The sequence below is a fragment of the Pusillimonas sp. genome, assembly GCF_035515275.1.
Lineage (GTDB): Bacteria > Pseudomonadota > Gammaproteobacteria > Burkholderiales > Burkholderiaceae_B > Pusillimonas.
This window is the reverse complement of the sequence record NZ_DATJBQ010000167.1, coordinates 1-12,736: the sequence shown is the minus strand read 5'-3', so window position 1 is coordinate 12,736 and position 12,736 is coordinate 1. Positions and strand designations below refer to the sequence as shown.

11 protein-coding genes and 1 pseudogene are annotated in these 12,736 nt (G+C 58.6%); all 12 read left to right on the top strand.

Translation table 11 applies throughout. The annotated features are described in order from the left end of the window. On the top strand, nt 1–397 hold a 397-nt coding region (nuoE, locus tag VL003_RS12230), incomplete at its 5' end, for an NADH-quinone oxidoreductase subunit NuoE (protein WP_325442868.1). After that, the gene (gene nuoF, locus VL003_RS12225) at nt 394–1,761 is read left to right on the top strand and encodes an NADH-quinone oxidoreductase subunit NuoF (RefSeq protein WP_325442866.1); all 1,368 of its coding nucleotides are present in this window, start codon (nt 394–396) and stop codon (nt 1,759–1,761) included. The genes nuoE and nuoF, both read left to right, overlap by 4 nt. Nucleotides 1,762–1,776: 15 nt before the next feature. Then, nucleotides 1,777–4,107: an NADH-quinone oxidoreductase subunit NuoG gene (gene nuoG / locus VL003_RS12220; protein ID WP_325442864.1), complete on the top strand. Its 2,331-nt coding sequence runs from the start codon at nt 1,777–1,779 to the stop codon at nt 4,105–4,107. Further along, nucleotides 4,108–5,181, top strand: coding sequence for an NADH-quinone oxidoreductase subunit NuoH (nuoH, locus tag VL003_RS12215; protein WP_325442862.1), 1,074 nt, complete (start codon nt 4,108–4,110; stop codon nt 5,179–5,181). Nucleotides 5,182–5,198: 17 nt separating this feature from the next. Beyond that, on the top strand, nt 5,199–5,687 hold the full coding sequence (gene nuoI, locus VL003_RS12210; protein ID WP_325442860.1) for an NADH-quinone oxidoreductase subunit NuoI: 489 nt from the start codon (nt 5,199–5,201) through the stop codon (nt 5,685–5,687). A gap of 15 nt (nt 5,688–5,702) precedes the next feature. Continuing rightward, the gene (locus VL003_RS12205; RefSeq protein WP_325442858.1) at nt 5,703–6,314 is read left to right on the top strand and encodes an NADH-quinone oxidoreductase subunit J; all 612 of its coding nucleotides are present in this window, start codon (nt 5,703–5,705) and stop codon (nt 6,312–6,314) included. After that, nucleotides 6,311–6,619 (top strand): NADH-quinone oxidoreductase subunit NuoK, encoded by a 309-nt coding sequence (nuoK, locus tag VL003_RS12200; RefSeq protein WP_325442856.1) that lies wholly within the window; start codon nt 6,311–6,313, stop codon nt 6,617–6,619. The genes VL003_RS12205 and nuoK overlap by 4 nt, the downstream gene beginning before the upstream one ends. Before the next feature lie 16 nt (nt 6,620–6,635). Then, the gene (gene nuoL / locus VL003_RS12195; RefSeq protein ID WP_325442854.1) at nt 6,636–8,621 is read left to right on the top strand and encodes an NADH-quinone oxidoreductase subunit L; all 1,986 of its coding nucleotides are present in this window, start codon (nt 6,636–6,638) and stop codon (nt 8,619–8,621) included. Further along, the gene (locus VL003_RS12190; protein ID WP_325442870.1) at nt 8,618–10,120 is read left to right on the top strand and encodes an NADH-quinone oxidoreductase subunit M; all 1,503 of its coding nucleotides are present in this window, start codon (nt 8,618–8,620) and stop codon (nt 10,118–10,120) included. The genes nuoL and VL003_RS12190 overlap by 4 nt, the downstream gene beginning before the upstream one ends. 12 nt (nt 10,121–10,132) lie before the next feature. Next, a complete protein-coding gene (nuoN, locus tag VL003_RS12185; RefSeq protein WP_325442852.1) occupies nt 10,133–11,617 on the top strand; it encodes an NADH-quinone oxidoreductase subunit NuoN in 1,485 nt (494 codons plus the stop codon). A gap of 6 nt (nt 11,618–11,623) precedes the next feature. Beyond that, nucleotides 11,624–11,803 (top strand): annotated as a pseudogene (locus VL003_RS12180) (DUF2818 family protein); the annotation flags it as partial. A 66-nt stretch (nt 11,804–11,869) separates the two neighbouring features. Further along, a complete protein-coding gene (locus VL003_RS12175) occupies nt 11,870–12,196 on the top strand; it encodes a DUF2818 family protein (RefSeq protein ID WP_414708301.1) in 327 nt (108 codons plus the stop codon). Nucleotides 12,197–12,736 lie beyond the last annotated feature (540 nt).

Below are 12,736 nucleotides of genomic sequence, written 5' to 3'. Positions count from 1 at the left end.
CGCCCAAGATGAAAAGGGCTGGGTTTCGACTGAAGTCATCGAAGACGTCGCCGGCTATCTGCAAGTGCCGCCCATTGCGGTACAAGAGGTGGCCACCTTCTACAACATGTTCAACACCAAGCCGGTGGGCCGTTTCAAGATCACCGTTTGTACGAACCTTCCGTGTGCCCTGCGAGACGGGGTCAAAACCGCCGACTACATCGGCAGCAAGCTCGGTATTGGTTTTAACGAAACCACCGATGACGGTCTGTTCACGCTGCAAGAGGGCGAGTGCATGGGTTCTTGCGGCGATTCACCGGTGCTTCTGGTGAACAACAAGCACATGTGTGTGCGGATGGCCCCCGAGAAAATCGACGCCATGATCGAGCAACTCAAACAGCACGGAGAATCGGCATGAACGCTCCGCACATTCTCAGCCAGTTTTCTGAAGGGCTCGATATTGCCCCCCAGGGCGATTTGTCGCGCAGCATGATCTTTCACGGCCGGCACATCAAGCCGCAAATCGTTGACGGCCTTGATGGCAATAACTGGCGCCTGGAAGACTACGTTAAACGCGGCGGCTACGAAGGCCTGCGCAAGATACTGACCACCCGCATGACGCCCGACGAGGTCATTGCCGAAGTCAAGACCTCGGGTTTGCGCGGTCGGGGCGGCGCGGGGTTTCCGACCGGCCTCAAATGGAGCTTCATGCCGCGCAATCTGCCCGGCCAGAAGTACCTGGTGTGCAACTCTGACGAAGGCGAACCCGGCACTTTCAAAGACCGCGACATATTGCGCTTTAACCCGCATATCGTCATCGAAGGCATGGCCATTGCCGCCTATGCCATGGGCATCGACGTCGGCTACAACTACATTCACGGCGAAATCTTCGAGATCTACGACCGCTTCGAAGAAGCGCTTGAAGAAGCCCGCGCAGCCGGTTTTCTGGGCGAGCGCATACTGGGTTCCGATTTCAACTTTCAGTTGCATGCCTTTCACGGTTATGGTGCCTATATCTGCGGTGAAGAAACCGCCTTGCTCGAATCGCTCGAAGGCAAGAAGGGCCAACCGCGCTTCAAGCCGCCGTTCCCGGCCAGTTTCGGCCTGTATGGCAAGCCGACTACGGTCAATAACACCGAGACTTTTGCCGCCGTGCCCTGGATCTTCCGCAACAGCGGCCAGGCCTATCTGGAAACGGGTTTGCCCAACAACGGCGGCACCAAGCTGTTTTCCATGTCGGGCGACGTCGAGCTGCCGGGCAACTATGAGGTGCCGCTTGGCACGCCGTTTTCCGAGCTGCTTGAGCTGGCCGGTGGCGTACGCGGCGGGCGCAAGCTCAAGGCCGTGATTCCCGGCGGGTCGAGCGCACCGGTACTGCCGGGCGACATCATGATGCAAGCCACCATGGACTACGACGGCATCGCCAAGGCCGGCTCCATGCTGGGCTCGGGTGCGGTCATTGTCATGGACGAAACCCGCTGCATGGTCAAGTCGTTGCTGCGCCTGTCGTATTTCTATTTTGATGAAAGCTGCGGCCAGTGCACGCCCTGTCGCGAGGGTACCGGCTGGCTGTATCGCATGGTCAATCGCATCGAGCACGGCGAAGGCCGCCCCGAAGACCTGGATGTCCTCGACTCGGTGGCGTCCAACATCATGGGCCGCACCATCTGCGCGCTGGGTGACGCCGCCGCGATGCCGGTACGCAGTTTCATCAAGCATTTCCGCGACGAGTTCGCACACCACATCGAGCACAAAAGCTGCGTGGTGCCCAAATATCTGTAGGGTCAGGACAAGCAAATGGTTGAACTCACCATAGACGGCAACAAAGTTGAAGTCCCCGAGGGCAGCATGGTCATGCATGCAGCCCACAAGCTGGGCCTGTATGTGCCGCATTTTTGCTATCACAAGAAGCTTTCCATTGCGGCCAACTGTCGCATGTGCCTGGTTGAAGTCGAAAAGGCGGCCAAGGCCATGCCGGCCTGCGCTACGCCGGCCACCAATGGCATGGTGGTGCACACCTGCTCTGAAAAAGCCGTTGCTGCGCAAAAAAGCGTCATGGAGTTTTTGCTGATCAATCATCCGCTCGATTGCCCCGTGTGCGACCAGGGCGGCGAATGTCAGCTGCAGGATCTGGCCGTGGGCTATGGCGAATCGGCTTCGCGCTACAAAGAAGAAAAGCGCGTGGTGTTCCATAAGCCCATGGGCCCGCTTATTTCGGCTGAAGAAATGCCGCGCTGCATTCACTGCACGCGCTGTGTGCGCTTTGGTCAGGAAATCGGCGGCATCATGGAGCTGGGCATGCTTAATCGAGGCGAGCATGCCGAAATCACTTCGTTTGTAGGTCGCGCTGTCGAGTCCGAGCTTTCGGGCAACATGATCGACCTGTGCCCGGTGGGGGCGCTTACTTCCAAGCCTTTCCGCTTTGCCGCCCGTACATGGGAACTGGCCCGCCGCAAATCGGTCAGCCCGCACGACAGTCTGGGCGCGAACCTGGTGGTGCAGGTCAAAGACCACCGCGTGCTGCGTGTCGTGCCTTTCGAGAACGAAGAGGTCAACGAGTGCTGGATCAGCGACCGCGACCGTTTTTCCTACACCGGCCTGTACACCGAAGATCGCCTGGCTCATCCCAAGGTGCGTGACGCCTCGGGTCAATGGCAAGAGGCCTCCTGGAGCGACGCGCTCGAGGCGGTCGTACGTGGTCTGAATCAAGTGCGCGAAGAGCACGGTTCCGATCAATTGGGCGCCATCGGTGCGCACCATGCCACCGTCGAAGAACTGGCCTTGCTGGCGCGGCTTACCCGCAGCCTGGGCTCGGGCAATGTCGACTTCCGCCTGCGCTACAACGACCCCGACTTTGATGCCGCCTTGTCGGGTGTGCCCTGGTTGGGTATGTCCATCGCCGAGTTCGCCGAACTCGACCGTGTGCTCGTGGTGGGTTCCTTCCTTCGTAAAGATCACCCCTTGCTGGCCCAGCGCCTGCGTCAGGCCGCCAAGCACGGAACCGAGATCTCCTTTATAGACAGCGCGGCCGACGACCCGCTGTTTCCGGTGGCAGCTCGTCTTACTGTGGCGCCCGCGGGCATACCTTCGGCCTTGGCTCAGGTGCTGGTTGCCTGGGCTCGCGCGCAACAGCAACCGGTGCCCGAGGCCTTTGCATCGGTGCAGCCTGGCGAGCAGGCGGTCCAGATTGCCAACAGCCTGGCGGGTGGAGAAAAAGTGGCCATCATGCTGGGCAATATGGCGGTTTCATCGCCACAGGCGGCACTGATTGCCGCCAATGCTCAGGCACTGGCTCAAGCGGCAAGCGCTCGTCTGGGTTTCCTGACCATGGGTGCCAATACCGTGGGTGGCTACCTGGCCGGCGCCGTGCCCGAGCAGGGCGCACTGACCGCCGAGCAAATGTTGCAGCAGGGCCTCAAGGGCTATGTGGTATTGCATGCCGAGCCCGGACTCGATTCCGATAACGGCGCACAAGCCGTGCAGTCTCTCAAGAACGCGCAGTTCGCGGTCGCGCTTACCTCGTACCGTTCGGCTGCGGCCGAGTGGGCCGATGTCATGCTGCCGATTGCGCCGTTTACCGAAACTTCAGGCACTTTTGTCAATGCCGAAGGGCGCACTCAAAGCTTCAAGGGTACGGCCACGCCTTATGGCGAGACACGTCCCGCCTGGAAGGTGTTGCGGGTGTTGGGCAACCTGTTGCAGCTTTCGGGTTTCGACGACGAAACCTCTGAAACCGTGCGCGACACGGTGCTGGTTGACGGCATCCAAGAGCGCCTATCCAATCGGGTGCAGGCGTCTATCGGCTTGGGGCAGCCCGCCGCTCAAGGGCTGCAGCGCGTCACCGACGTACCTATCTACCGCAGCGACGCCCTGGTACGCCGCGCCGAGCCATTGCAGCAAACCGCCGCCTCGAAATCGCCTACCGCCCGTATGAACGCAGTCACGCTGCAGCAGCTTCAATTGCACGATGGCGACGCGGTGCGGGTGCGTTCGGCCTACGGCGAAGTTCAGCTTGCGGCTCAGCTCGACCCGGCGGTCGCCGACGGCGCAGTGCGGATCTCCACGGCGTTTGACCAGACCTTGCCCTTAGGGGCTTCTTTTGGCGAAATTTCGGTGGAGCGTGCCTAAATGGATTGGTTGACACAACTTCAGGCCTTCGGCACAGGCCTTATCGGTCCGGCTGCCTGGCATATGGTCTGGACAGTGCTCAAGGTGCTGGCCATTGCGGTTCCGGTCATTTTGTGCGTTGCATACCTTACCTACTGGGAACGCAAGATGATCGGCGCGATGCACGTGCGCATGGGCCCCACCCGGGTGGGCTTCCGCGGTCTGCTGCAGCCGTTTGCCGACGTATTCAAGCTGCTGACCAAAGAGCTGATCCTGCCTGCCCAGTCGAACAAGCTGTTGTTCATTCTGGCTCCCGTCGTCACCCTGATGCCGGCGCTGGCCGCCTGGGCGGTCATTCCGTTTGGTCCCGAACTGGTGCTGTCCAACGTCAACGCCGGGCTGCTGTATATCATGGCCATCACCTCGTTGGGCGTATATGGGGTCATTGTGGCGGGCTGGGCCTCCAACTCGAAGTACGCCTTGCTGGGTGCCATGCGTGCGTCGGCGCAAATGATCTCCTACGAACTGGCTATCGGTGTCGTGCTGCTTACCGTTCTGTTGGTGTCGGGCTCGCTCAATATGAACGAGATCGTGATCGGGCAGGGCAATGGCTGGTTCGCCGACCGAGGCATCTCGTTCATGTCATGGAACTGGCTGCCCTTGCTGCCGCTGTTCGTCATCTACGTGATTTCGGCCGTGGCTGAAACCAACCGCCACCCCTTCGACGTGGTCGAGGGTGAATCCGAGATCGTGGCCGGACATATGGTCGAGTACTCGGGTACTGCGTTCGCGCTGTTCTTCCTGGGCGAGTACGCCAACATGATTCTGCTTTCAGCAGTGGCGTCCATCATGTTCCTGGGTGGGTGGATGCCGCCCCTGGACATCGCACCGTTTACCTGGGTGCCGGGTTGGTTGTGGCTGGGCATCAAAACGTTTTGTGTCGTCTCTTTGTTCATATGGTTCCGCGCGACGTTCCCGCGTTACCGCTACGACCAGATCATGCGTCTGGGCTGGAAGGTATTTATTCCAGTGACAGGTATCTGGTTAGTGGTGGTGGCAATCTGGATGCAGACGCCTTGGAACATTTGGCAATAGACTGACTGGGGCTAGATATGGAAGCGATCAAAGATTTCTTCGGCAGCCTGATGCTGACCGAGATGCTCAAGGGTATGCGCCTGACCGGCAAGTATTTTTTCAAACGTAAGGTCACCTTGCGCTACCCACAAGAGAAAACACCCGCGTCGCCGCGCTTTCGCGGCCTGCATGCGCTGCGCCGCTATCCGAACGGCGAAGAGCGCTGCATTGCCTGCAAGCTGTGCGAAGCGGTTTGCCCGGCGCTGGCCATTACCATCGAATCGCACGAGCGCGACGATGGTACCCGCCGCACCACGCGTTACGACGTCGACCTGGCCAAATGCATTTTTTGTGGTTTCTGTGAAGAAAGCTGCCCGGTTGATTCCATTGTGGAAACTCATCTGCACGAGTACCACGGCGAAAAACGCGGCGACCTTTACTACACCAAAGATATGCTCCTGGCGGTCGGCGACCGCTACGAAGCCGAGATTGCACGCCGGCGCGAAGCCGACGCGCCTTACCGCTAACCCTGAGGCCGAACCATGACCTTCTATTCCGTCCTGTTCTACCTCTTGTCGTTTGTGCTGGTGTACGCCGCCATTCGCGTCATCGCCGCCGCCAGCCCCATCACCGGTGTATTGCACCTTATTTTGGCTTTCTTCAATGCCTCGATGCTCTGGATCATGGCCGGGGCCGAGTTCCTGGGGCTGTTGCTGGTTGTGGTGTATGTGGGCGCCGTGATGGTGCTGTTTCTGTTTGTCGTCATGATGCTTGACGTGCGCATGGAAAGCCTGCGACGTGGCTTCAAGGCTTATATGTTCATGGGCTCGGTCATTGGCATCATCATGGTGCTTGAGCTGGCCTTTGTCATTGGCACGCTCTGGTACGGCTATGGGCCCCAGGCAGACATGGGCGCCGATTTCAACAACACCCGAGCCCTGGGCGAACTGATGTACGGCGAGTATGTGTTTGCCGTTCAAGTGGGCGCCGTTATTTTGCTGGTGGGCATGGTGGCAGCCATTGCCCTGACCTTGCGCAAGCGCCGCGACGTCAAGCGCACCATTCCTTCGGATCAGGTGCGGGTTAAGGCCAAAGATCGTTTGCGCATGGTCAGCATTCCGTCGCAGACCGAATCAAGCAAGGACAAGAAATGACAATCACGCTGGCTCATTACCTTACATTGGGCGCCATATTGTTCGCCATCGGCGTATTCGGCTTTTTCCTGAATCGTCGCAATCTCATTATCTTGTTGATGTCGATTGAGCTGATTCTGCTCGCCGCCAACTTCAATTTCGTGGCGTTTTCCACGTGGTTCGGCGATATGTCCGGTCAGGTGGTCGTCTTTTTCATTCTGACGGTCGCGGCGGCCGAGGCGGCCATCGGCCTGGCCATATTGGTATTGCTGTTCCGCAACCTGAACACGATCAACGTCGAAGAACTAGACCAGCTTAAGGGTTGATGGGATTACCGATACTATGAGTGCAACCAGTCTTTATCTCGTTATTGCGCTGGCGCCGCTAGTCGGGGCCTTGATCACGGGCCTGTTCGGCACCGGCTTTATGGGCCGCTTCGTGGGTCGCAGCGCAGCGCACACCATCACCATTCTTGGTGTGCTTATTTCCTTCATCGGTTCGATCGTGGTGCTGTTCCAGGTACTGAACGGCGAAACCTTTGACGGCACCGTGTATGTCTGGAACGTCATCGGCACCGTTCAGCTTGAAATCGGCTTTCTGATCGACTCGCTCAGCGCGATGATGATGGTGGTCGTTACGTCTGTGTCGCTGATGGTGCACATTTACACCATTGGCTACATGGCCGACGACCCGGGCTACCAGCGATTCTTCTCGTATATTTCGCTCTTCACGTTTTCGATGCTGATGCTGGTCATGTCCAACAACATGCTTCAGCTGTTCTTCGGCTGGGAAGCCGTGGGCCTGGTTTCGTACCTGCTGATCGGTTTCTGGTTCGAGCGGCCCACCGCCATTTTTGCCAACATGAAGGCCTTTGTCATCAACCGTGTGGGCGACTTCGGTTTTATTCTGGGCATCGGCTTATTGTTTGCCTACACCGGCAGCATGCACTATGGCCAGGTGTTCGAGCAGGCAGACCGCCTGGCTACCCTGGGCTTTCCGGGCACCGATTGGCAACTGCTTACCGTCGCGTGCGTTTCGCTGTTCGTAGGCGCCATGGGCAAGTCGGCCCAAGTGCCGCTGCATAGCTGGTTGCCCGACTCAATGGAAGGCCCCACCCCCATTTCGGCGTTGATCCACGCTGCAACCATGGTAACTGCCGGTATTTTCATGGTGGCGCGCTTTTCGCCCGTGTTCGAGCATTCGTCTACCGCGCTGTCGTTCATTATTGTCATCGGCGCCATTGGTGCGCTGTTCCTGGGCATTCTGGGCATTATCCAGAACGACATCAAACGCGTCATTGCGTACTCGACCCTTTCGCAGCTTGGCTACATGACCGTCGCGTTGGGTGCCTCGGCGTATTCGGCTTCGGTGTTCCACCTGATGACCCACGCCTTCTTCAAGGCGCTGCTGTTCCTGGCGGCGGGCTCGGTCATTATCGGCATGCACCACGATCAGGACATCCGCAATATGGGCGGCCTGCGCAAGTACATGCCCATCACCTGGATCACCTTCCTGCTGGGTACCCTGGCGCTGGCCGGGACGCCGTTCTTCTCTGGCTTCTATTCCAAAGAGCACATCATCGAAGCAGCGGGCGCTGCGAACGTCTGGGGTGCAACCTTTGCCTACTACGCCACGCTGATCGGTGTGTTCGTCACCTCACTGTATTCGTTCCGCGTGTATTTCCTGGTCTTCCACGGCAAAGAGCGTTTCGATGCTCACGGTCACGCCGACGATCATGGTCATGGCGGCGCGCCGCATGAGTCCCCCTGGGTGGTGACCTTGCCGCTGGTGCTGCTGGCCATTCCGTCGGTGGTTGTGGGTGCCTGGCTGATCGACCCCATGTTGTTTGGTGGCTATTTCGACGATGCCATCGTCGTGTTGTCCAGCCATCCCGCCATGGCTGAGCTGGCGTCGCACTGGCAGGGCTGGGTTGCATACGCCCTGCACGGGTTTGTCACGGTTCCGTTCTGGCTGATGATCGCCGGACTGATTACTGCCTGGTACTTGTACTTGGTGAACCCGGCAGTTCCGGCCGCGATACGCCGCAGCTTCTCGGGCGTGTACAAGTTGCTGGACAACAAATACTACGCCGACTGGTTCAACGAGCAGGTGTTGGGTCGCCTGGCTGTGGGCATTGGGCGCGGCCTGTGGCAGGGCGGCGACCGCGGCCTGATCGACGGCATTTTCGTCAATGGCAGTGCCCGGGTCGTGGGCTGGGTGGCGGCAGTCAGCCGACATCTGCAGTCCGGCTACATCTATCACTACGCCTTTGCCATGATCATCGGCATTATGGCCTTCTTAACCTTTTTCGTGCTGACGGTTCACTGATGGCAAGCGACATGGCGTCTTCTACTTTTCCTTGGCTGACTCTATCGATATTCGTGCCTATTGTCGCCGGCCTGATCGTGCTGCTTCTGGGCCGCGATGACCGGCCCGGCTTCACGCGGTGGCTGTCGCTGGCAGGTTCGGTGTTGGCTTTTCTGGTTACCTTGCCGCTGTATACGGGCTTTGACCACACCACTGCAGACATGCAGTTTGTTGAAAAGACCCCCTGGATTGAAACTTTTGCGGTCAACTACCATCTGGGTATCGACGGTATCTCGTTGTGGTTCGTGCTGCTTACCGCGTTCATCACGGTGATCGTGGTGCTGGCCGGCTGGGAGGTCATCAAGCAGCGTGTCGCCCAGTACATGGGTGCCTTTCTGATTCTGTCGGGTCTGATGGTAGGGGTGTTTGCCTCGCTCGACGGCATGCTGTTTTACGTGTTCTTTGAGGCCACGCTGATCCCCATGTATCTGATCATCGGCGTATGGGGCGGGCCTAATCGTGTCTACGCAGCGTTCAAGTTCTTCCTGTACACGCTGCTCGGCTCGTTGTTGACCCTCGTGGCCTTTATTTATTTGTGGCACGCAGCGGGTGGCTCGTTCGATATTCTGGCCTGGCATCAGATGCCGCTGGGCCTTGCACCGCAAATATTGGTGTTTCTTGCCCTGTTTGCCGCCTTCGCCGTCAAGGTGCCTATGTGGCCGGTGCACACGTGGTTGCCCGACGCCCACGTCGAGGCGCCCACCGGCGGTTCGGTGGTGCTGGCCGCCATCATGCTCAAGCTGGGCGCCTATGGCTTTTTGCGGTTTTCGCTGCCCATTGCGCCCGATGCTTCGCACAGCCTGGCCGGCTTAATGATTGCGTTGTCGCTGATCGCCGTCATTTACATTGGCTTGGTGGCCATTGTTCAAGACGACATGAAAAAGCTGGTGGCGTATTCGTCTGTGGCCCACATGGGTTTTGTGACGCTGGGTTTTTTCTTGTTCAACACCGCCGGTCTTGAAGGCGCCATTGTGCAGATGATTTCGCACGGCTTTGTATCGGGCGCGATGTTCTTGTGTATTGGCGTGCTGTACGACCGCATGCATACCCGTCGAATTGCCGACTACGGTGGCGTTGTCCACGTCATGCCCAAGTTCGTCACCTTCTTCGTACTGTTTTCGTTTGCTAACGCGGGCATGCCTGCCACCAGCGGTTTTGTCGGCGAGTTTACGGTCATCATGGCCGCCGTCGAATACAACTTCTGGATCGGCCTGCTCACTGCCTCCGCCCTGATTTGGGCAGCCGTCTATTCATTGTGGATGCTGAAGCGGGTTGCGTTTGGCGACATTGCCAACGATCAGGTGCGTGCCATGCCCGACCTGAGCGCTCGCGAATATTTAATTCTGGGGATTATGGCGATTATGGTGCTTTACATGGGCATCCATCCCAAACCGTTTACGGACGTCATGCATGTGTCGGTACAGGCCTTGTTGCAGCACGTCTCCATTTCGAAACTGTAGGCCTGGATCACTATGCAAAATCATTTTCACTTCGCATTGGCGCTGCCCGAGATTCTGCTTCTGGTCCTAACCGCTGCAATACTGCTGATCGACGCTTTCTCAAAAGCAGCCCGTCATCACCTGACATTTGTGCTCAGTTTGTGCGCATTGGCGGTGATCACAGTCGTTAGCGTGCTGCAATGGTCCGACGGCGTGGCAGGTTCTACGTTCCACGGTTTGTATGTGGTTGACCCGCTGGCGCATCTGCTAAAAATTGCCTCGTATATTGCGGTGGCGGTTACCCTTATCTACGGGCGCTCATACGCAGAAGAGCGAGACATGCTCACCAACGGCGGCGAGCTATACACCCTGACGCTGTTTGCCTTGCTGGGCCAGATGGTGATGATCTCGGCCGGCAACATGCTGACCGTGTATTTGGGTGTAGAGCTGATGTCTTTTGCCCTGTACGCCCTGGTGGCGCTACGGCGCGACCACATGCCCGCTGTCGAGTCGGCCATGAAGTATTTCGTGTTGGGGTCGCTGGCCTCGGGCGTGTTGCTGTACGGTCTTTCCATGATCTACGGCGCCACCGGCCATCTGGATCTGACGCTGATCGCTCAGTCCATCGCCGCGGGCGAGGCATCTCGCTTGGCGTTGGTGTTTGGCGTGGTGTTCATTGTTGCCGGCCTGGCCTTCAAGCTGGGCGCCGTGCCGTTCCACATGTGGGTGCCTGACGTCTACCACGGCGCGCCGACCACGGTAACCCTTATCGTTGGTGCCGCGCCCAAGATCGCAACCTTTGCCATCGTTCTGCGCCTGCTGACCGAAGCCCTGCATGGCTTGGCAATTGACTGGCAGCCCATGTTGCTGATCATGGCTGTACTGTCGCTGGCCATTGGTAACCTGACCGCCATCATGCAGACCAATTTCAAGCGCATGCTGGCGTACTCCACCATTTCGCACATGGGCTTTGTGTTTCTGGGCCTGATGTCAGGGGTGGTGGGCGACCAGGGCGACGCCACTGGCCAGGCCTATGGCGCCGCGCTGTTCTACATACTTACCTACGTGCTTACCACGCTGTCCACCTTCGGCCTGATCCTGCTGCTAAGCCGCAAGGGCTTTGATTGCGAGCGCATCTCTGACCTTAAAGGCCTGAACCGGCGCAGCCCCATCCTGGCCGGTGTACTGCTGGTCTCCATGTTCTCGCTGGCAGGCATTCCGCCCATGGTGGGTTTCTATGCCAAGCTGGCCGTCTTGCAGGCACTGATCGGCGCAGGTTATGTGTGGATCGCAGTGGCGGCCGTGCTGTTTTCGCTGATCGGCGCCTTCTACTACCTGCGTGTGGTCAAGGTGGCCTACTTCGACGAGCCCGAGGGCGAAACCCTGTCGGCTCCCAGTGGTGTGCTACCCAACGGTCTCATGTCACTTAACGGTCTGGCCATTATTGGGCTGGGCATACTGCCTGGCAGCTTAATGGCGTTGTGCGTACGAGTCATTGAAACCTCGCTTGGCTTTTGATTTTTCATGGATCAAACTCTTGCGGTCTGGATAGTAATCCTGCTGGCATTCGGAACGGCAAGCCTGCCGTTCCTGTTGCAGCGCCCATTGCTGGCTTTGCCCTGGGCGCAACCCGGCGAGCCGGAGCGTCCGGCTTGGTTGCGGGTGCTCGAATCGGCAGTTTTCTTTTCCCTGCTGGTCGCCTGGGGCCTGTTAACTGTTGAGCTTATCGGCGGCGCGATTATTATTGGTTCCGATCTTGCATCGGCGGCGATGTTTCTCGGCAAGCTGCTGGGGGTCGGAGTGGCTGCGGTACTGCTATTGGCCTACCCGGGCTGGCGCATGGGGGGCGTAAAGCTCGAGAAGCCGGTACTGGCGCGGATACTCGAGGTGCTTGTGCTGTACGCCATGGTGGGTGCGGTGGGCTTCGCTTTCGAGGCGAACATCGGCAACCGATTTGCACAAGGCTGGGAGTTTTACGCGATTACGCTTAGCCTGTATTTGGTACTGGCGTATCCGGGCTTTGTGCTCCGGTATTTGCTGCATCGGCGTCGTCAATCTGGTTCGGCTGCAAACAAGGCTGGTAAGTCGAAGGCCTGAGCTTTTAGGTTCGGGTCCCGGTATGCATGGCTTGCCCAAACGTGAGCCGTCGTGGGTGGTATAGGTATTTTTGGACGTTGGAGGGCGCTGCCTCAAACCGCCCGACCGTCCGAAAATGCCTTTGCCACCCGCGGCGGCGCTTAAGAACCCAAAAACAACGTGGCCGCTCAGAGCAAACAGTAATCAAGCACGCAACAACGTTCTTGCCTCTGCATAGGTCGTAGTTTGAGTCCTTAAGCGCCGTTGGTGGTGGGGCTGTCTGGGCCGGGCGGTCGGGCGGTTTGAGGCAGCGCCCTCCAACGCCCGTCCCAGACAGCCCCGCCACCAACGGCTCATGGTTGGGGCTGATGGGGCAGGGCAGCATCTCGAATTGACGAGATCAAGTGACCCCAGATTCGGCCATGCGGCCAAATTCATCAACGCGAAGCGCACCGATCGCCACTGCATGCATGGCTTGCCCGAACGTGAGCCGTCGTGGGTGGTAAAGGTATTTTCGGACGTTGGAGGGCGCTGCCTCAAACCGCCCGACCGTCCGAAAAT

Bases quoted from the DNA above. Each gene is read 5' to 3' on its own strand.
- VL003_RS12175 (WP_414708301.1), top strand. From the start codon at position 11,870: ATGTTTCTCGGCAAGCTGCTGGGGGTCGGAGTGGCTGCGGTACTGCTA.
- nuoL (WP_325442854.1), top strand. From the start codon at position 6,636: ATGAGTGCAACCAGTCTTTATCTCGTTATTGCGCTGGCGCCGCTAGTC.
- VL003_RS12205 (WP_325442858.1), top strand. From the start codon at position 5,703: ATGACCTTCTATTCCGTCCTGTTCTACCTCTTGTCGTTTGTGCTGGTG.
- nuoG (WP_325442864.1), top strand. From the start codon at position 1,777: ATGGTTGAACTCACCATAGACGGCAACAAAGTTGAAGTCCCCGAGGGC.
- nuoH (WP_325442862.1), top strand. From the start codon at position 4,108: ATGGATTGGTTGACACAACTTCAGGCCTTCGGCACAGGCCTTATCGGT.
- nuoN (WP_325442852.1), top strand. From the start codon at position 10,133: ATGCAAAATCATTTTCACTTCGCATTGGCGCTGCCCGAGATTCTGCTT.
- nuoK (WP_325442856.1), top strand. From the start codon at position 6,311: ATGACAATCACGCTGGCTCATTACCTTACATTGGGCGCCATATTGTTC.
- nuoI (WP_325442860.1), top strand. From the start codon at position 5,199: ATGGAAGCGATCAAAGATTTCTTCGGCAGCCTGATGCTGACCGAGATG.
- nuoF (WP_325442866.1), top strand. From the start codon at position 394: ATGAACGCTCCGCACATTCTCAGCCAGTTTTCTGAAGGGCTCGATATT.